Annotated in this window: 19 protein-coding genes; 9 read left to right on the top strand and 10 right to left on the bottom strand. The window is 40.2% G+C overall.

The window, feature by feature from the left end:
* Window positions 1–12 precede the first annotated feature (12 nt).
* The 6 genes from KTO58_RS28040 to KTO58_RS28985 all read right to left on the bottom strand — a co-directional run bounded on the left by KTO58_RS28040 (window position 13) and on the right by KTO58_RS28985 (window position 8,812).
* Entirely contained in the window at window positions 13–1,245 is a 1,233-nt protein-coding gene (locus KTO58_RS28040) for a sodium/calcium exchanger protein (RefSeq protein ID WP_095836233.1), read from the bottom strand.
* A gap of 31 nt (window positions 1,246–1,276) precedes the next feature.
* Window positions 1,277–1,831 carry a hypothetical protein gene (locus KTO58_RS28035; protein WP_225859953.1) on the bottom strand — a complete coding sequence of 185 codons (555 nt, stop codon included), beginning with the start codon at window positions 1,829–1,831 and terminating at the stop codon, window positions 1,277–1,279.
* Window positions 1,832–2,087: 256 nt separating this feature from the next.
* On the bottom strand, window positions 2,088–3,428 hold the full coding sequence (locus KTO58_RS28030) for an efflux RND transporter periplasmic adaptor subunit (RefSeq protein ID WP_095836235.1): 1,341 nt from the start codon (window positions 3,426–3,428) through the stop codon (window positions 2,088–2,090).
* Window positions 3,429–3,437: 9 nt separating this feature from the next.
* Window positions 3,438–7,775 carry a CusA/CzcA family heavy metal efflux RND transporter gene (locus KTO58_RS28025; RefSeq protein ID WP_095836236.1) on the bottom strand — a complete coding sequence of 1,446 codons (4,338 nt, stop codon included), beginning with the start codon at window positions 7,773–7,775 and terminating at the stop codon, window positions 3,438–3,440.
* Between the two features lie 257 nt (window positions 7,776–8,032).
* Window positions 8,033–8,350, bottom strand: a complete 318-nt coding sequence (locus KTO58_RS28990; protein WP_371878186.1) for a DUF6660 family protein — start codon at window positions 8,348–8,350, stop codon at window positions 8,033–8,035.
* A gap of 48 nt (window positions 8,351–8,398) precedes the next feature.
* A complete protein-coding gene (locus tag KTO58_RS28985; protein WP_095841362.1) occupies window positions 8,399–8,812 on the bottom strand; it encodes a Fur family transcriptional regulator in 414 nt (137 codons plus the stop codon).
* A gap of 354 nt (window positions 8,813–9,166) precedes the next feature.
* On the opposite strand from KTO58_RS28985, the gene KTO58_RS28015 reads away from it, so the two are divergent.
* Window positions 9,167–9,385, top strand: coding sequence for a hypothetical protein (locus tag KTO58_RS28015; RefSeq protein ID WP_095836238.1), 219 nt, complete (start codon window positions 9,167–9,169; stop codon window positions 9,383–9,385).
* Between the two features lie 114 nt (window positions 9,386–9,499).
* A complete protein-coding gene (locus tag KTO58_RS28010; RefSeq protein WP_157752699.1) occupies window positions 9,500–9,946 on the top strand; it encodes a DUF6843 domain-containing protein in 447 nt (148 codons plus the stop codon).
* Between the two features lie 98 nt (window positions 9,947–10,044).
* Here KTO58_RS28010 and KTO58_RS28005 read toward each other — a convergent pair whose 3' ends face one another.
* Window positions 10,045–10,332: a hypothetical protein gene (locus KTO58_RS28005; protein WP_095836240.1), complete on the bottom strand. Its 288-nt coding sequence runs from the start codon at window positions 10,330–10,332 to the stop codon at window positions 10,045–10,047.
* Window positions 10,333–10,487: 155 nt separating this feature from the next.
* Here KTO58_RS28005 and KTO58_RS28000 point away from each other — a divergent pair, with 155 nt between their 5' ends.
* The 4 genes from KTO58_RS28000 to mobC all read left to right on the top strand — a co-directional run bounded on the left by KTO58_RS28000 (window position 10,488) and on the right by mobC (window position 15,321).
* On the top strand, window positions 10,488–11,390 hold the full coding sequence (locus tag KTO58_RS28000; protein WP_095836241.1) for a DUF8464 domain-containing protein: 903 nt from the start codon (window positions 10,488–10,490) through the stop codon (window positions 11,388–11,390).
* Between the two features lie 237 nt (window positions 11,391–11,627).
* Window positions 11,628–12,017 carry a plasmid mobilization protein gene (locus tag KTO58_RS27995; protein ID WP_095836242.1) on the top strand — a complete coding sequence of 130 codons (390 nt, stop codon included), beginning with the start codon at window positions 11,628–11,630 and terminating at the stop codon, window positions 12,015–12,017.
* Complete coding sequence (locus tag KTO58_RS27990) at window positions 12,005–13,312, top strand: relaxase/mobilization nuclease domain-containing protein (RefSeq protein ID WP_095836243.1); 1,308 nt, start codon at window positions 12,005–12,007, stop codon at window positions 13,310–13,312. The genes KTO58_RS27995 and KTO58_RS27990 overlap by 13 nt, the downstream gene beginning before the upstream one ends.
* A gap of 11 nt (window positions 13,313–13,323) precedes the next feature.
* A complete protein-coding gene (gene mobC, locus KTO58_RS27985; RefSeq protein ID WP_095836244.1) occupies window positions 13,324–15,321 on the top strand; it encodes a conjugal transfer protein MobC in 1,998 nt (665 codons plus the stop codon).
* A gap of 53 nt (window positions 15,322–15,374) precedes the next feature.
* On the opposite strand, the gene KTO58_RS28845 is transcribed toward mobC, so the two are convergent.
* The 3 genes from KTO58_RS28845 to KTO58_RS27975 are packed head-to-tail and all read right to left on the bottom strand — an operon-like array spanning window position 15,375 to window position 16,575.
* Window positions 15,375–15,587 carry a GDCCVxC domain-containing (seleno)protein gene (locus tag KTO58_RS28845; protein ID WP_095836245.1) on the bottom strand — a complete coding sequence of 71 codons (213 nt, stop codon included), beginning with the start codon at window positions 15,585–15,587 and terminating at the stop codon, window positions 15,375–15,377.
* 2 nt (window positions 15,588–15,589) lie between these two features.
* A complete protein-coding gene (merTP, locus tag KTO58_RS27980; RefSeq protein WP_095836246.1) occupies window positions 15,590–16,207 on the bottom strand; it encodes a mercuric transport protein MerTP in 618 nt (205 codons plus the stop codon).
* A complete protein-coding gene (locus KTO58_RS27975) occupies window positions 16,204–16,575 on the bottom strand; it encodes an ArsR/SmtB family transcription factor (RefSeq protein WP_095836247.1) in 372 nt (123 codons plus the stop codon). The genes merTP and KTO58_RS27975 overlap by 4 nt, the downstream gene beginning before the upstream one ends.
* 560 nt (window positions 16,576–17,135) lie before the next feature.
* Here KTO58_RS27975 and KTO58_RS27970 point away from each other — a divergent pair.
* From KTO58_RS27970 to KTO58_RS27960, 3 genes are read left to right on the top strand one after another with little or no spacing between them, the layout of a single operon-like run.
* The gene (locus KTO58_RS27970) at window positions 17,136–17,525 is read left to right on the top strand and encodes a single-stranded DNA-binding protein (RefSeq protein ID WP_095841363.1); all 390 of its coding nucleotides are present in this window, start codon (window positions 17,136–17,138) and stop codon (window positions 17,523–17,525) included.
* Between the two features lie 39 nt (window positions 17,526–17,564).
* Complete coding sequence (locus KTO58_RS27965) at window positions 17,565–18,638, top strand: DUF932 domain-containing protein (protein WP_095836248.1); 1,074 nt, start codon at window positions 17,565–17,567, stop codon at window positions 18,636–18,638.
* Window positions 18,639–18,694: 56 nt separating this feature from the next.
* Window positions 18,695–19,072: a hypothetical protein gene (locus KTO58_RS27960; protein ID WP_095836249.1), complete on the top strand. Its 378-nt coding sequence runs from the start codon at window positions 18,695–18,697 to the stop codon at window positions 19,070–19,072.

Raw genomic sequence — 19,072 nt, 5'->3', positions numbered from 1 at the left:
ATTTATGATTGATTAATGAATTATTTCATTAGGTTTTTTTGCCTGCCATTGCTTAATAACACTCATTAAACATTTTCTCTTGAAAATAATAACTGTAATTGTTAAGGCAAGGTAAATCCATGCAAGCCAGGTTAACGATACAATTGTTTTGGGTTCATCATTGCTGTAAATAAAGGCAATGATAATCTGCACCAAAAAAAGACCAAGCAAAGCAAGTGAACTTGTTAAGCTCAATCTTAAACACAACAAAAGCGATAAGGCAAAAAGTGATTGTGCGGCTGTTAAAAAAAACTCTTCGCCCTGCCGTGCATCAAGCGGTAAATGCCCCATATGACCAAGACCTATGGAATAAGCCAGGGGTATCATCCCAACTAATAATGTCCATTGATTAATTTTATCACTAATCAAGGCTGAAAGTGCAGAGGTGGGAAGTAAAGCCAAAGTCATAAGAATCATTACAATTACCGTTGGCGCTTCGCTTGCTAAAGGTGCCAGCCATTGTATAAGTAAGAATTTATTAAAGCCTAAACTTTCACCTGAAGAAATTAAAGATTCAGCAAAGGGTTCAGCCGACAGCAGAATTACAAAAGCAGCATAAACAGCCATACAAATTATTATGAGATATTGCTTTTGCTTAGGAAGCTTGGTAAGTGCAGCGCTGGGGCCAACTTCTGCTTCTTCAACAGCTTCTTCCCTGGTTCCTTTACTGACACGCCACAGGTAAAGAAAATAAATAGCTACCAGCACAATTGTATCAAAAATATCAATCCGGCTTTTGAGTACAATAACAAAGGAATAAAGACTGGAAAGGGCAAGAAATCCAATCTCTATTAAATTCTCCCTGTGCAGCTCAATACCCTTCTTTTTGCTGCGCCACCAGTACAGCAACACAATAAGAGGCCATGCCATACCAACGAGCAGCCGGTTGGCACCAGTCATGTTAGCAGCAGCAAAACCAACATATTCCGACCCGGGATGGTTACCCGCCTGATAGCTGTAATAGATATCAACAGCGTATTCTGGCAAAACAGTAATCAAGGCAAGAACGGCAATGGCTAATCCTTTTGCAACATGTTTTTCAGCGGCCTCTACTCCCCAGGACAAAAGAAGTCCTGCACTTAACAGAGCAATGAAAAAGATAATAGTGGTATTTAACGGGCCGAGACGAATACCAGCGAGCCGCACAAAAATGCCGGGAAGCGTAGCTGTGATTGCAAGTACAATATTTATGAAAAGCTTTTTCATTTTTTTTCTTTCAGAAGCCGCCTGGTTAAATTTATTTTATCACTTCAATTTTTGTTATTGGATGAATTTCTGACCAACCGTTGTGAGTGTCTATTACTAAACTACCTGTTACTTTTACATGCTCACCAAGTTTGGGAATTTGTATATTATTTATATAGCCTTCACAGGTAGTTCCCACTTTTTTTACTGTGGGCTTGTTGGCGCATATTGCTTCAATAACAAGATCTCCCTGTTTTTTCTTAATATTTTTTTTTGTTAGCAAATCTTCCTGTCCATTATCCAGTTTTAATAGCAGGTGCTGGTCACCGTCTTCTTCTACATTGCTTTCTTCTATCACTCCTGTAACGGTTTTACATTTATCAATTACCTGGAGCCTTTCAGGCTTATAAACATATCTCCAATAGGATGTATCGCAATCTATAGACACGTTACTATCTTTTACATTAAGGGTTTCAGAGGCAGCGACGGTTTTTTCCTGCTTGTCTTTCTTTTTGTGTTTTTTCTCTTGTTTATCTGCACAAGAAACCAGTACCAGAAAAGAAAGGATCGCAAGTATAAATCCGAATTGTGGTTTAATGTGTTTCATTTTTTATATTTTAAATAAGTGTTCAGGAGATGAAATAAATTAAAATGATTAAAACGATTACCATACCTAACAATAATATGTTCATACGCCAACCCCATTGTGTTACTTTACAATATTCGCAATACCTGCTATTCGAAAATATTTGCTTGTGACAATTCCAGCACTTTATATAATTGTGATTGGTGTCCGGCATTTATGATATATAATTTTTCAAGTAGTTATCTTATGGTTTAATGTTCACAATAAGTTGTGTTTTTTATTCTCCCTCTTCCCCAGCATTAGTCATTTTACCTAAGGCAAAAAAGGCTCCCTTTGTTATAACTTTTGCATTCGCAGGTATCTCTTCTAATAACCTTATTTCCGTATATCCCATATTAGCAGAACCCTTTGCTACTTTTACCCTTTTAAATGATATGCGTGGTTCCCTTGCTTTTTCTTTTTGTTCGCTTTCTTCATTTTTTTCTCTTTCTTTTGATGGTGCTTTTACACCGTTTACTATTTCAGTAGAATCGGTCCCTTTTTTCCCTTCTGCAGCTTCGGTTTCATTTTCCATTTGAACGAAAATGTAATCCTGTCCCTGAAATGATACAATCGCCTCATTAGGAACAGAAGGTACAGTTACACTTCCCATATTTACCATAGCATTTACACTCATTCCTTCAATCAATCCGGTTTTTGTGCCCTTAATAGCAGCCCGAACTGCCACAGTAGTAGTGCCTTCTTCAAAAGAGGTAGCTATTGAATTAACCACCGCTTGATATTCCTTAGCAGGGTTGTTAGTTAAAGTGAACTGAATTGTTTGGTTAAGATGTACTTTTGGCAAGTCCTTTTCATACATAAGCAACTTCACCTGCAATTGTTGATTATCTACAATCTCAGCAATAATAGTGTTGGCATCTGTGAAGGTTCCTATCTGAGCATTTACCCTACTTATAGTTCCACTTATTGGAGAAGGAACAGCCAAAGAAGAAGTAATATTTCCGCTTGCTACTCTTGCGGGAGATATTCCTAAAGTTGAAAGTTGTTTTTGTAAAGCTGTTTTTTCTGTATTTAAAGTTCTGAGTTCTGTTTCTGCCTGCTGCAGATTTTTTCTTGCACCAGCATTTCCAGCTACCAGCGTTTTTTGTCGTTCATATTCAAGCTGGGCTAAACTAATTTTTGTATTTACTGTTAAGTATTGCTGTTGCATATTCACCAAATCAGGATTGACAATGGTCGCAATAGTTTGCCCTTTACCGACAACGCTTCCAGGTCGTACATTTAAAGTGCGAACAGTACCATTAAATAAAGAAGAAACCTTTGCCTTGAACTGGTTGGGAACTTCAAGCACTCCATTGACCTTAATGGAAGAATTAATACCACGTTGTTCGATGATTCCGATTTGAATGCCTATAGCCTTCATTTGTTCATCTGTAAGTTCAACGTAGTCCGAATTTTCAGCCGCTTCAGCTTTTTCCGGTTTACTTTCTTTTGCCTGTGTTTTTGTTTCCTGTTTAGTTTCAGCAGCTGACCCGGATCCAGCACTACAAGCAGTTAAGAAAAAGGCTGTTGCTAAGAGAACAAAGCCTACAGATAATATTTTCATTTTGATTTTCATTTTTATATTTTACTGATTGATATAGTAGTTTACCTGGATAACAGCCTGGTTGTATTCGTTTAAAACATCTAAATAATTTCGCTGAATATCTATAGCCTGCGTTAAGAACTGCGATAACTCCGCAAAGCCTATTTCACCGGAACGATAAGCGAGTGTAGCAGCTTGCACAATGGCCTCAGCTTGCTTTAATCCCGTTTTTTCATAAAAATTTAAACTTGCCCTGGAGCGTTCTACCATTTGCACAGCCTGTAGGTAAGCGGTATTCAACGTCAATCGCTCAAGGTCTAATTGTCGTTGCTGAACGTTACGTTCAATTTCGGCAGCCTCTATTCGCTTTTTGTAGCCTTTTGTAAAAATGGGAATGCGTGCTGTTACCGAAAAGCCAGAATAAGGATTTTTAATCCCATACAACCGTTGAGAAAAAAAGCGGCCTTCAAAATCAGGATAACGGGATTGCCGTTGCAGACGAAGGTCTGCATCTGCAATGGCTACGTTTTGCTGTTGCAAACGCAATTGAGGATGGTTGTCAATTGCTGCTTGATAGTTTCCTATCTGTAATTTGGGAAGCTGCCCCTGCTCATTAAAAAAAACAATATCACTGCCCGTTAACTGCCGTAAAGCCTGTTGTTGAATACGGATGTCATTGGTAAACTGTTGAACCTGTGTTTGCAACTCCCGCATCCGGGCCTCTGCTGCAATACTGTCAAGGCCCGCAACTTCACCTGTTCTTACCCGCAACTTGGCCGCCTGGAACATGGCTGTATAGATGCTGTCCAGCCGTGTGTACAAATTGCGTCGCTCTTGCAAATACCAAAGTGTGTAGTACACCTGATTGATGTTTCTTTTAATTTCTAATTGAGAGCGACTGATGGTGAGTTGACTGTATCTGGATTGCTCTTCCAAAAGGTTACGTCTTGCCTTATACACACCAGGCCATTCCAGGGCTTGCGACAAGCCGATTTTTAATACGCCATTATTATTTTCACCGTTTGTTTTATTTGCCCGGAGGTCTTCATTTTCAACAAAGATGCCTGTCTTTGGGAATTGGTAGGCAGAACCTATTAATGTCTGTGACCTGGATAACTGCAATTGATTTACCTGCAATTGCAGGTTGTTGCGCATAGCCGTATCTACCGCACCTCTGACAGGAATTTGCTGAGCGAATAAAGTCTGGTTGCTTCCAAGCAGAAAAAGCAACACGGCTAAGGTTGTTTGCACCTTCCCCATTTTCTTCTTTTCGCTTGTTTTCTTAGTGAAGATGAGATACAATAAAGGAAGTACAACCAGTGTGAGGAAGGTAGCAGTAATCAATCCCCCAATCACGACTGTCGCCAGCGGCTTTTGCACTTCGCCTCCCGCACCTGTTGAAAGTGCCATGGGTAAGAATCCAAGGGATGCTACTGTTGCAGTCATGAGCACGGGTCGCAACCTCAAATGTGTTCCAACTAATATTCGCTTTAACACATCCTTCATGCCATCCTTTTCTAATTGATTGAATGTGCCAATTAATACGATCCCGTTCAACACAGCCACACCAAACAAAGCGATAAATCCGACGCCCGCAGAAATACTAAATGGCATCCCACGAAGTAATAAGGCCGCTACACCGCCAATAGCGGACATTGGAATAGCCGTGAAAATGAGCGTAGCTTGTTTAAAAGAACTGAATGCAAAATAAAGCAACATGTAAATAAGAAGTAGCGCAATAGGAACTGCAATTTTTAAACGGGCTGATGCTTTTTGCAGGTTTTCGAAGGCGCCGCCATAAGTAAAATAATAACCCTGCGGCAATTTCATTTGTGCGTTTAGCTTTGCCTGAATGTCTTTTACTACACTTTCTACATCTCTACCCATCACGTTAAAGCTGATAACTATCCTTCGTTTTCCGGATTCCCGGCTGATTTGTGACGGCCCTTCCTTAAAACTTATGGTTGATACCTGGCTTAAGGGTATTTGTGTTCCCGATGGAGTGGCAATAAATAAGTTACCGACATCTTCTATGGAGCTTCTGTAGGTTGTATCCAAACGTATCACGAGGTCAAACCTCCTTTCGTTTTCAAATACTGAGCCCGCAGTTTTGCCTGCAAATGCAGAACTGATTGCGGTGTTGACGTCTTCAATATTAAGACCGTAGTTGGCAATTCTGGCACGGTCGAGCTGAATAGAAATTTGGGGTAATCCTGCTGTACGTTCTATTTGTGGTGGTGAGGCACCTCGCACGGTACTAACAATCTGGCCTACCTGGGGTGCGAGTGCAGCTAAAGTATCCATATTTTCTCCAAATATTTTTATCGCAACATCCTGCTTTACTCCGGTCATCAGTTCATTAAATCGCATTTGAATAGGCTGACTGCCTTCTACAAAAACACCAGGTATCACATTCAGCTTTTCTTCAATTTTTTCCCTTAATTCGATAAAGTCAACTTTTGTTGTCCATTCTTTTTCTGGCTTCAGTCGAACAATCATATCTGTCATTTCTGGCGGCATGGGGTCAGTAGGAATTTCACTACTACCTGTTTTACCCACTATTGCTTCAACTTCAGGGAAACTTTTGATAATGCGTTCGGCTTGCATGGCGGTTTCAATACTTTGAGAAAGAGAGGCCCCCTGTGGCAGTAATACGTTAAAAGAATAATCCCCTTCTTTCAACTGCGGAATAAACTCACCTCCCATACGGCCGAACACTAAGAAAGCAATAACCATTAATGCTCCTGCAACAGACACAACAGCCCACTTTCTTTTAATAGCCCAGGTAAGCAGTGGGTCGTATTTTCTTTGAAGAAAACTCATCATTTTATCGGCAATAGTCTCTTTTTTCTTTGCTTTTTTTGACAAGAAAAGTGAAGACATCATTGGGATATAAGTGAGTGAAAGCAAGAGTGCACCTACTATTGCAAAACCTACTGTCATTGCCATTGGTCGGAACATTTTTCCTTCGATGCCTTGCAAGGACAGAATAGGCAGGTAAACAATTAAAATGATAATTTGTCCAAAGGCAGCCGAATTCATTAATTGTTTTGCGCTGCTTTCGACTGTTTTATCCATATTCTCTTGTGAGTACTTTTGTACATGCGAAGTGGCAGCATGGGCAGAAAGGCGGTGCAACACACTTTCTACAATAATAACCGCCCCATCTACAATTAAACCAAAATCTATGGCACCCAAGCTCATAAGGTTAGCCGATACGCCAAATACGTGCATTAATCCCAAGGCAAACAGCATGGAAAGCGGGATGGCAGAAGCCACAATCAAACCGGCCCGCAGGTTACCTAAAAAGAGTACCAATACTAAAATAACAATCAGCGCCCCCTCTATTAAATTATGTTCTACTGTAGAAATTGCTCTTTCTATCAGGCTTGTTCTATCGAGGAAAGGTTCAATTTCTATATCAGGGGGTAATGATTTTTTAATTACCTCCATTTTTTCCTTTACCTTATTTACTACATCAAAACTGTTAGCACCTTTCAACAACATAACAATGCCCACTACTGCTTCCTCTTCGCCATTATAGGTAGCTGCACCATAACGGATGGCATTGCCCAATCGTACATCTGCTACATCCTTAACGAATATGGGAACACCGGCATTCTTAACCACAATATTGCGTACATCTTCTAAGGAATTAACTAAACCTATACCTCTTATAAAATAAGCGTTCGGCTTTTTATCAATATAAGCGCCTCCCGTGTTTTGATTATTTTTTTGCAAGGCTGTAAAAAGCTCAGGGATACTCACATTTAAAGCCTTAAGGCGTGCCGGATCAATAGCTACTTCATACTGTTTTAGTAGCCCGCCAAAGCTGTTTACTTCTGCAATACCGGGAGTACCATACAACTGCCTCACCACAATCCAATCCTGCATTGTTCGAAGATCCATCGCAGTGTATTTATGTTCGCTACCTTTTTTAGGACGGATAATGTATTGATAAATTTCTCCAAGACCTGTACTTACTGGGGCTAATTCCGGACTGCCAACCCCTTCAGGAATTCTGCTTTCAGCTTCTTTGAGTTTCTCTGTAACTAACTGCCGGGCAAAATAGATGTTGACATCGTCATGAAATACTATTGTAACTAAAGACAGTCCAAAGCGGGAGATGGAACGCATTTCTTCTACATCCGGTAAGTTTGCGAGGCTCTGCTCAATAGGATATGTTACAAATTGCTCCACTTCCTGGGAAGCAAGAGTGGGAGTTACGGTAATAACTTGTACTTGATTATTGGTAATGTCGGGTACTGCATCCAATGGAAGTTGGGTAGCACTCCAAATACCCCAAAATATCAATGCTATGGTCATCAGACCTATAATAAATTTATTCTTAATTGAAAAATGAATAATCTTTCCTAACATGTCCTATATTTATTGTGTTACTAACCTATAGTATTTAATAACCATACCGGCAATAGCCAACAGCATTAAAATGGAAAGCAGGATGATGCTAATTACTTTTGTTATCCGCATCCATCTTGGCTTTACAGGGTTTTTTATTCTGCTGTAAACAGGCTTTTTGTGTGTTGATGACTTTTTTTTAGTCATACTCACATTTTTAAATAAAATAAAAAATGAAGTTAGTTTTGCATGTAAAGCAAAACTTAGAGAGAGAGACGTTAAGAAATTAATTGTGGCGGCTGCCATATAGGAAGTGCAATGCCAATTACATTACTGGAATGAAGCACGGAAAACTGAGGGCTTGTTTGAAAAACTATAAGCTCAGAAGAATTAATAGACTTAGATATGTAAAATCCTGGGCAGGAACTGCACTGACAAAAAGGTGAACAATTATCACTCTGATTATTTCTCGAATTATCTGATTTTTTAATCGCTACCTTTTGATTGTTCCCTTTCATAACAGAAGCTCCATCAGTACAATAAGTACAGCTGAGTGCTAATACAATACACGCCATTATGAAAGCGAAAATTTTCATTGCAGGCAAAGGTACAAAAAACATTATGCAATAGTATTGCAATGTTAATTATGACGAACATTTCTGACATAAACCCTTGATAACCATGTTTATTTCCTGAGTTGTGAACTTTTCAGGCAAGGTAACGAAAGGAATAGTAATCTCTGTTAAACAATAAGTCCTTCTGCACCTTGTACAATGGAAATGGACGTGCAAGTCTTTGAGATGGCATTCGCAACCATCAAGACAGAGGGCATACTTAAGAGCCCCCGTTCCGTCATCTATACGATGAATTAGATTGTGCGTTTCAAAGGTTTTGAGTGTCCTATATAGTGTTATTCTATCAGCTTTTGCGAATGAATTTTCCAACTCACTGAGACTAATGGCAGAATCCTGTTTGGACAAGACATCCAAAACTAAAAGACGCACAGCTGTCGGTTTTACCCCTTTAGCTGTTAATTTGTATTCAATTACATTTCCCATTTCCATACCTTTTAATTGTCAATTGTAGAGACAGAGTGTATAATATCACAAAGTTAATCATATTCGATGTTCCGCTCTGTATTTGAAGAGCTTATTTGCATAAATGCTGTGTCATTTTCCATCTGAAATTGTACCCTTACGCAAAACATTCTTGAAGCGTTTTTGCTTTAAGTCCTGCACTGAAACTTAGGAACTTTCAAAGGTAACGGGACATAAGTGGAAAACGCTCATGCTACGGCGTGGGCGCACTTATTCGTTACCAGGTTTCCTAAGACCTCAGTGCGGTAAGCTGTTGCCTGCGCTATTTTTTTGTACGGGCAATAAGTCAAACGAAACCATTAAAAGTAATGTACCATGACTTCAGCCGATCACTTCCCGAATTTTGATTACAATGCGGAACAATTATCTAAGTTTCTTGCTGCAAGTGATTTTTTCACCATTATGCTAAAAAACGGTGATATTATTCATTTTACTCCTAAAGATGTTCCAGCATTCATGCAATGGTTAGGAAAAAACAAAATACCGAACATTAGGTCAGAAGAGGGCTGGATAGTTTCGACAAAAAAGAAATAAAAGTCTCTTTGTAGGGTCTCGGTTATCTCCACACTTATACATCGCCCACCAAAACTCTTTTGTTCAAGATGTTAATCAACCCCCAACGTATTTATGAAAAACAAGTTCCACACTATGAAAGATTTTCATCGCATAATACTCATTTTGGCCGGCGTTATAGTAGTTTTTGGCGCTATCTTTTTATTTATAGACTATTCGGAAAAACGGGCCGATATGTATATCCTGCCGGATGGTTTCGACGGTACTGCAACTATATTCTTTTCTGATCCAGGTGGCGTACCTGAAAAGCAGAATGGGCAAAAACGCTTTTTTGAAATTCCTTCATCGGGAATTTTACACACGCAAAGTATTTACAAAAGGAAATGGAATAGCTACTATGTAAAATCGGATAGCAATTTGAAACGATTAATGTACGGCGATGCACGTATGGGAGGAATAGCAGCATACAACGATTTAGATAGTGTCTGGGTTCAAGAAATGAATGTAGGCCACCTTGATTCCAATGGTCGAAAATTAACTATTGTTACTATTATTGTAAAACGCAGACATTATCGGCTTTAAGTTTTTCAATACAATAATACATTAATAAGCCACTTGAAAGGATTAGTGTTATACCTGTAAACATTTCTTCCTAACAAGTGGCTTTGCTGCGCTACTGACTATTTAGGACTAAGCGCCTTCAGTTTTTCACTCAGTTCGGTCAAGCCTGTTTTGGTTAGGTAATCATCAGCAATTAGATGTAATTCGTCCAATGCTTCCTTTGGAATACTTTCCAGCAAAGCAGATGATTTGTCATCATCTTTAGCCATCAACCCACGCTTGAGGACACTATGCAACAACAATACGTTCTTGCGAGAAATCCTCATGTCAATCTTCACTGTTTCACTCATGCCAGGGATACTGAGAATAGTATCATACACTTTGGCTACATCACTCGTTGTTAGCATAATCACACGGTTTTAAATTTAAACAATACTCACTGCACAAAAGTAAATGACAAAGGTTTTTGCATCCTTATCAAAATATGATGAGGATAGGTTAATGCAATATCGCCTGTTTAACTTCGCATAGAAGAACTGAATGTGTTTGAAAATGTGTGGTTATGGATTTCAGGAATAAAAGGCTTTCCGTTAGTGAAGCCAAAAAAATAGACATAGTTCATTTCCTTGCTGACTTAGGGTATGAACCATCAAAAATCAGGAACAACGATTATTGGTATTTTTCACCACTTCGGGATGAAAAAACGCCTTCCTTCAAAGTTAATCGCAAGCTGAACCGTTGGTATGATCACGGCCTCGGCAAAGGTGGTAACCTGGTTGATTTTGCTATCCTTTATCACGGCTGCACCGTTTCCGAATTTCTACAGAATTTAAGCGGTAATCTTTCCCTTCAAAAGCCCTCGCTTCAGCAGTCTATTACCAGACCTGAACCTGAGAACCAAATAAAGATTTTGGGAGACTTCATACTTTCCTCTACCGCCCTTCTACGCTACTTGCAGCAACGCCGCATACCCGTTGATATAGCTGACCGCTATTGCCGTGAGGTTCAGTACGAACTCAATGGAAAAGTGTATTATGGTATCGGCTTCAAAAATGACCTGGGAGGCTTTGAAATACGCAATCCTTATTTCAAAGCCAGCAGCTCGCCAAAAGGCATCACCACCATTGATAACAGTGCCGGTGAGGTCATCGTTTTTGAAGGCTTTACCGACTTCCTTTCCTTCAAGGCTACCCACCAACAAGACCCCGAAGACCGCTTTGATTTTGTAGTACTGAACTCTGTATCCTTCTTTGAAACTGCACGCCCTTTTTTGGAAAAACATAATACCATTAGGCTCTATTTGGACAGAGATACTACCGGACAAAATTGCAGTCGGTATGCACTTTCCCTAAGCAGTAAATACAAGGACGAAAGCAGCCTGTATCAAAACCACAAGGACTTCAACGACTGGATAGTGAATTTCGGCAAGCCGCAAAGGAAACATCAAAAACAGAAGTTGAAATAAGTGATAACAGAACTATAAGAGCCGCTTTAGCTTCTTTAAAGTGCTTTAGCCTCTTATATGCTTTAGAGCCTTGTCAATGTCTGAAAGAGGTTCTAAAAGCTGAAAGATTGCAACTTTCCCGCAATCGGCCAGATGAACGGTTGTTAAACAACCGGATCTGGCTGCCCATCACTCGGAACTCGTGGGCAGGGCGTCTGAAAGGTGAAAATGAGTTTGAAAACGTGAAAATGATCAGTGATGAAAGAACAAAATTCAAACAGGACACGCATTATCGGGCTGCGTCTGACACCCGATGAGTATGCTAAAATTGAAAAGAAGTGGAAGGCTTCTACCTGTCGAAAGCTAAGCGATTATGTACGTCGAAGCCTGTTCGATAAACCCGTTGTAACAACCTACCGTAACAGCTCACAGGATGACTTAATGGCAGAGCTTACCCGGCTTCGCAGCGAGCTAAATGCAGTAGGAAACAACTTCAATCAAGCTGTTAAAAAGCTCCATACACTCAGCCAGATCGCTGAATTTAAAAGCTGGTTGATAGCGTATGAAGTGGAGAAAAATATCCTTAGCAATAAGGTAGATGAGGTCAGAATAAACGTAAAAAAAATACTGGAAATATGGTTGCAGTGATCAAGCCTGGCCACTCTATGCACCGTATTTTCAACTACAATGAGAACAAAGTTAAAGAAGGTGTAGCAGAGTGCATCGGAGCAGAAAATTTTCCGCTGAATGCTGATGAAATGAGCCTTAAGATTAAGTTAGGCTATCTGCTGAAAAGGACAGAACTGAGAGAGAATGTTAAACGAAACAGCGTACATATTTCCCTCAATTTTGACCCTTCGGAAACACATTTGAGCAAGGAAAAGTTGATGGGAATCGCCAACGTCTATATGCAGAAATTAGGCTTTGGAGAGCAGCCTTATCTTGTTTATCAGCACCATGACGCAGGTCACCCGCATATCCACATAGTCACCACTAACATCCAGCCTAACGGCAATCGTATTGACCTGCATCACCTCGGCATTCGCAAGTCAGAACCTGCAAGAAAAGAGATTGAAAAAATGTTTGGTCTTGTAGTGGCCGATGCCCATGCAAGAAAGCAGGCATTCAGGTTAAAACCTATTGATGCAAAGAAGGTACAATACGGGCGTACAGAAACAAAAAGAGCTATCACCAATGTACTCGATTCGGTATTGTTCAAATATCACTACACCAGTCTGCCGGAGCTAAATGCAGTATTGAAACAGTACAATGTACTGGCGGATCGGGGCAGCGAACATTCAAGAATTTTTCAAGGTGGAGGATTGGTTTACCGCATATTGGATGAGGATGGAAAGCCGGTAGGCGTACCAATAAAAGCCAGTGACTTTTATAATAAGCCCACACTGAAATTTCTGGAAGAAAAATTTACTCTCAATGATGCCAAACGACAACCATTTAAAAGCCGCGTAAAAAATGAAATAGACAGGTTGTTTATTGGTAAAACGCCAACACTGGACGAACTGGTAAATCAACTCGAAAGAAAGGGCATACACGTTGCCTTGCGTCAAAATGATGCCGGGTTGATATATGGCATAACCTACGTAGATCATCAGACCAAAACTGTCTTCAACGGAAGTGCATTGGGTAAGCAATACAGTGCCAAAGCCATACAGGAACGATGCGGCTTGAAAGAAGTGATGAAGTCAGAGTTATTACCACAGGTAGCTCAAAAAGCAGGCAAAGCTACACAGCCTACGCAAGTGACCGACCGCGACGTTAAAACGCTTCCCCAGGATCATATGCCAGCTCCAATTAGCATCCCTGTTGGCAATGCACTGGATGCCTTGATACAACCCGACCAGGTAGCTGATTATATACCCGGTCAGCTAAAGAAAAAAGGCAAGAAAAGAAAAAGAAACAAGAACATTTCCAATAACCAATAAAACGTAAAACAATGGCTGTACAGACAGGTGAGAACGAACAGGCGCTGAGGAAAATTCTGGACATGACCAGGTTGATCAGTATCGTTATTTTAGTGATACACTTCTATTATTATTGCTATGCTGCCTTTCAGGAATGGGAGTTGAGCAGTACTTTCAGCGACCGTATTTTAGGTAATATTTACCGAACAGGTATCTTCAGCAACTTTGTTAAAAGCAAGCTGATTGCTTTAGGCTTTCTGGTGATTTCGCTGCTCGGAGCAAAAGGCCGGAAGGATGAGAAACTGAATTATAAAACAGCTTTCGCCTACCTCATAACGGGGCTGTTGCTCTATTTTGCCAGCTATCTTTCCATGATGCTTCAATTGCCTGCACAGGAGAAGACAATTGTTTATATAAGCATTACCGCAATAGGTTTTTTACTGATACTTTCTGGAGGTACATTGCTTTCCCGGATCATTAAAAGCAAGTTCAACAACAAGGATATTTTTAACAAGGAAAACGAGACGTTTCCGCAGGAAGAACGTTTACTGGAAAATGAATTTTCCATCAACCTGCCGGCACGCTACCGCCTTAAAAACAAGGTTCGCAATAGCTGGATAAATATCATTAACCCTTTCAGGGCGATAATGGTATTAGGTACTCCCGGTGCAGGTAAATCCTATTTCGTAATCAGGCACGTCATTACCCAACATATCCGTAAGGGGTTTACAATGTTTGTGTACGACTTTAAGTTCGATGATCTTTCAAGGATTGCCTACAATTCCTGGTTGAAAAACAAGCACAGGTACGCCAAGCCTCCGCGATTTTTTGTGATCAATTTTGACGACTTAACAAGAAGCCATCGGTGCAATCCTTTGGAGCCATCAGCCATGACCGATATTACTGATGCTGCGGAATCAGCCCGCACCATTTTAATGGGATTAAATAGAGAGTGGATAAAGCGTCAGGGCGATTTTTTCGTGGAATCGCCAATTAATTTCCTGACGGCTGTGATATGGTATCTGAAGAAATATAAGGACGGAGAATTTTGCACGTTGCCACACGTCATAGAACTGATGCAGGCAGATTATGACAGCCTTTTTACATTGTTCAGAACCGAAGCTGCCAAAGAATGTGAGGTATTGATCAATCCGTTTTTGAATGCCTACCTGAATGATGTGATGGAACAATTAGAAGGACAGATAGCATCTGCTAAAGTGGCTATGGCAAGGCTTTCCTCACCGCAATTGTATTATGTTTTATCGGGCAATGACTTCAATCTCGATGTGAATAATCCTGATGATCCGAAGGTGGTTTGCATGGGTAATAATCCGCAAAAGATACAGATCTATGGGGCGGTGCTTTCGCTTTATGTAACACGCCTTGTAAAGCAGGTCAATAAGAAAGGAAAATTGAAAAGCAGTTTGGTTTTTGACGAGTTCCCAACTATCTATTTGAACAACATGGATAGCCTTATAGCCACAGCAAGGAGCAACAAGGTTTCCACTTGCTTAGGTATTCAGGATTTCAGCCAGCTTCGTAAAGATTATGGCAGGGAGCAGGCAGATGTAATTATGAATATCACGGGCAACATTGTAGCCGGGCAAGTTACAGGTGATACAGCCAAACAACTTTCCGAACGCTTCGGGAAAATCATGCAGGATAGGGAAAGTTATTCTATCAATAGCGGTGATACTTCTATCAGCCGCTCAAAGCAACTGGAAACCGCTATACCGCCTTCAAAAATATCTGCACTGAGTTCCGGTGAGTTCGTAGGCATGGTAGCTGACGATCCTGATAATAAAATAGACCTGAAAGCCTTCCATTGTGAAATTATCAATAACCACGATGCACTGAAAAGAGAGGAAGAAAGCTACAAGGAGATAGAGGTGATTCGCAAGCTGGATAACAGCATGGTACAGCGTAATTATTTCCAGATAAAAGAAGATATACAGGACATTATTCAATCGGAAATGGAAAGGTTGCTGAATGATCCGGGATTAAGCCACTTAGTAATAAAAAAGACATGACTACAATTCGTTGGATCAAATCTTAACTTCTACATTTTATATCCTTTTTTCTGTCAGCAGCATGAAGTTCCTAATTGTTTTGGAGGACATTTTACTGTTCCGTAACTGCAATAAACACAGCAGTCCCCCTGTTTCGGCTTTAATCTTGTCTTGCAGTTTTCGCATTCATAAAAAAACTGGCAAGCGTCTGTGGGCATTGTTTCTTCTTTTTGGTGTCTGCAATTAGGACAAATGATTACTGATTGAAGTATTGCTGTCTTGTTCATTTTTATTTGTTGATGATGGTGGATGAAATTACTTTATATCCGATGTTGTTTATAATATTTGAAAGACTGTCAACTGATGTTTTTGAATTGTCAAACTTTACGATTGCATTTGCATTTTTATAATAAGTGTTTGCTTCAATTACTCCATCCACCTTTGAAAGTGCGCCGTTAATGTGTGCTGTACAACCTTCACAGTCCATTCCATTAATGTTTAATTGAACCGTTGCTATATTGCTTTTGTCAACTACAATCACTTTTGCTTTTTGTGGCTTTGGATAAAATATTTTTGCATAGTATGGAAATGCCATTAGCAATCCAGAAACAACAGTAACGATAACTAAAAACGATTTTGATTGCCAAAATGATTTTTTATTGTCAGCCTCACAGTCGCAGCCAACTTGTTTTTGTGGTTTTATTTTTTGATACCACGCAAATGTAAAAACTGCAATTGTCAAACCGATTAAATATGGACGATACGGCTCAACCCACGAAAATGATGAAGCAAATCCGCTTGCACCACCTAAGAAAGCTAAAACAGGTGTGATGCAGCAAAGAGAAGCTGCAACTGCTGCCAACAGTCCAGCAATCCAGCCTTTACTATTTTTTATTGTCGTTGTCATACTGTCACCAAATTTTGTTGATTGATTATTTTAAAGAACGATCTTAATACTTTTAAATGTTTATTGTGTAGTGAATAGAAAATGGTTTGTCCTTGTTTTCTGGCTTCAATAATATTCCCGTCTTTTAGCTTTCGTAAATGTTGGGACACGGCAGGAATACTCATTCCCAAAATATCACTTAGGTCGCAAGGACAAAGTTCGTTTTCCTCTTCAAGCAGAAATAGTATCTTCAGTCGTACTTCATTTCCTGCCAAAGCAAGAACCTGTACTAATTGTAAAAATGATTTCGAGTTAGTCTTTAATTTTTCTCGGCAACTTTTAATTTGGTCTATGTCCGCCTGTAACCTGATGCAAGTATCGTTTGTCATTGTCAAATTTGTTTGCGAGGCAAAAGTAATAAATGTTACTTATTTAAGCAAATACTTAAATATTAATATTAACAATTTAACACTTTGTATCTTAAAGTGTAGCAAAAGATAACGTAATCCGCGTAGCCTACTACAAGTCACCTTTAAAAACATGTTTTTTTTAAAAAGGGCATGTCCCTTCGGGTCGGTCATTCCAGGGTACGCCTCGCTTCCGTCCCTTCTTTGTCGTGACCGGCTCGTTCCTCACCGCCTTACATCCCCCTCATGCTTTACTATACAAGAGAATAACAAGCCTGATTGGTTGAGATAGCAACCAACCTGCTTTGGCATTTTCCAACGAAACGGGTAAAAAGGCAGCTAAGATAGTTACGCCTTCGTTGCTACGAGCGCATAATGCTGCGCTGCGCTTGCACCCTTCGGGACTTATAGCTCTCCGCGCCTCCGGCTACACTCTGTCGCTGCTTTCTTTTTTACCGTTTTTTCTTTTGGAAAAATGCTTTTAGGGCAAGCGGGTGAAAAAAGAAGTAAACAAAATGGTTTCACAATTAAAATTAAAAATCATGAACATCATTGGCAGATTAACGAGGGACGCACAAATCAGCACCTTGCCGAGCGACAAACAGGTAGTGAATTTTTCCGTAGCAGTGAATGACAGCTACCGTAACAAACAGGGCGAACGAGTGGAACACACCGAGTATTTCAACTGTGCCTACTGGATTTCAACAAATGTAGCAAAGGTACTCACCAAAGGAACATTGGTAGAACTCAACGGCAGGGTGAGTGCAAGAGCATGGATTGGTGGAGATGGTGGGGCACATGCAGCACTCAATTTCCATACATCAAAAATCAAATTGTATGGAGGCGGTAAACGGTCTGAAACCGTAGCAGGTGGTAACAGAAACGACTCCGCAGTACCTGCAAACAATGGCACAGACGATTTGCCTTTCTAATCATTCATTTTCATTTATCAACTTTTAAAAATTACAATCATGGCACATAATCTTAATTATAACGAACGTACAGGCAAATACAGCTTCTTTAGCGTGCAGCAGAAAGCATGGCACAATTTGGGACAGATAGTAGAGCAATATCCCACCAGTGCCGAAGCTATCAAATACGCAGGGCTTGATTTCGAGGTTATCAAATCTCCCTTATATACTCGTGGCACAGGCATCAGTATAAGTGATGATGGTGAAATAAAAGAAGGTGGTAACATTTTGTTGCCCGACAATTTCGCAACTATGCGTACCGATACCAATACGGTTTTTGGCGTAGTAGGAAAAGATTACCAAATAGTACAAAATGCAGATGCCTTTGCCTTTTTCGATGCTATTGTAGGTGGTGGTGATGGTATCCTGTATCAAACAGCAGGTGCATTAGGAAACGGAGAGCGCATATTTATTACGGCTAAACTCCCTGACTATATCCGAGTAGGTAACGGTGATGATGTTACAGAAAAATACATCTTCCTGACCACCTCACATGATGGTACGGGAAGTATTACCGCAGCGTTTACACCTGTACGTATCGTTTGTCAAAACACTCTCAATGCAGCATTGGGAAATATGTCCAACGTGGTACGTATTCGCCACACGTCAGGTGCAAAACAACGTTTGGAAAATGCTCATAAAGTAATGGGACTGGCTAATCAGCTAAGTGTACAACTGGAGGGCATATTCAATCAATGGACAAAGGTGCGTATCTGTGATGAAGAAGTAAAGAAACTTATCCAACTGGCACTTTGCCCCAACAAGGAAACATTGGACGCACTCAAAAAAGGTGCAGAGGATGAACTGTCAACCGTTTTTAAAAATACGGTGGAAGATGCCTTTGCCTATGCAATGATGGCAGATACCCAACAGTTGAATACTACCAAAGGAACAGTGTTCGGGGCATACAATGCGGTAACAGGTTACTATCAGAATGTACGCAATTACAAGGACGATGAAAGCAAACTGCAATCCATTGTAATGGGAGGCACAGCACAGGCTAAAGCACAACGAGCATTTGAATTGTGCAGCCAGTTTGCAAAAGACGGAGCAGACGTGCTTGCACTGAGCTAAAGTAACAGGACAGGCAGCAATGCCTGTCCTTATTATCCACTTACAAAAACAAGTATATGAAACCGTTAGATAATTTGATAAACATAGAGAAGGCAAAATTGCTGCACGAACTATTTCCGCAGGAAATTCCTGCCTTACTGGAATACACCGACAATATGTGCCTTGCCATACAGGAGGACGAACAGTTGATACGCAGCCAGTGGGAAAACGGGTTGCTAACAGTAGAAGCCTGGCTATCCTTTGTTGAGGAAGTCAGGAACAAGATAAATAAGTATGGGAAACGTCTGCATACTCACAGCCGCTTATTTGCAGACCAACTTTTTGATGGCTATGTCGCATTGTATATGGTGCATTGTATGACCTTATATACTACTGTAAGGAAGCATAGCAATCCCAAGTTTACATTAGCCATAGACCTATTATTTAACCCATAA

This window comes from Chitinophaga pendula (assembly GCF_020386615.1).
Lineage (GTDB): Bacteria > Bacteroidota > Bacteroidia > Chitinophagales > Chitinophagaceae > Chitinophaga > Chitinophaga pendula.
The sequence above is the reverse complement of the archived record's forward strand: the minus strand, read 5'-3'. Positions and strand labels throughout refer to the sequence as shown.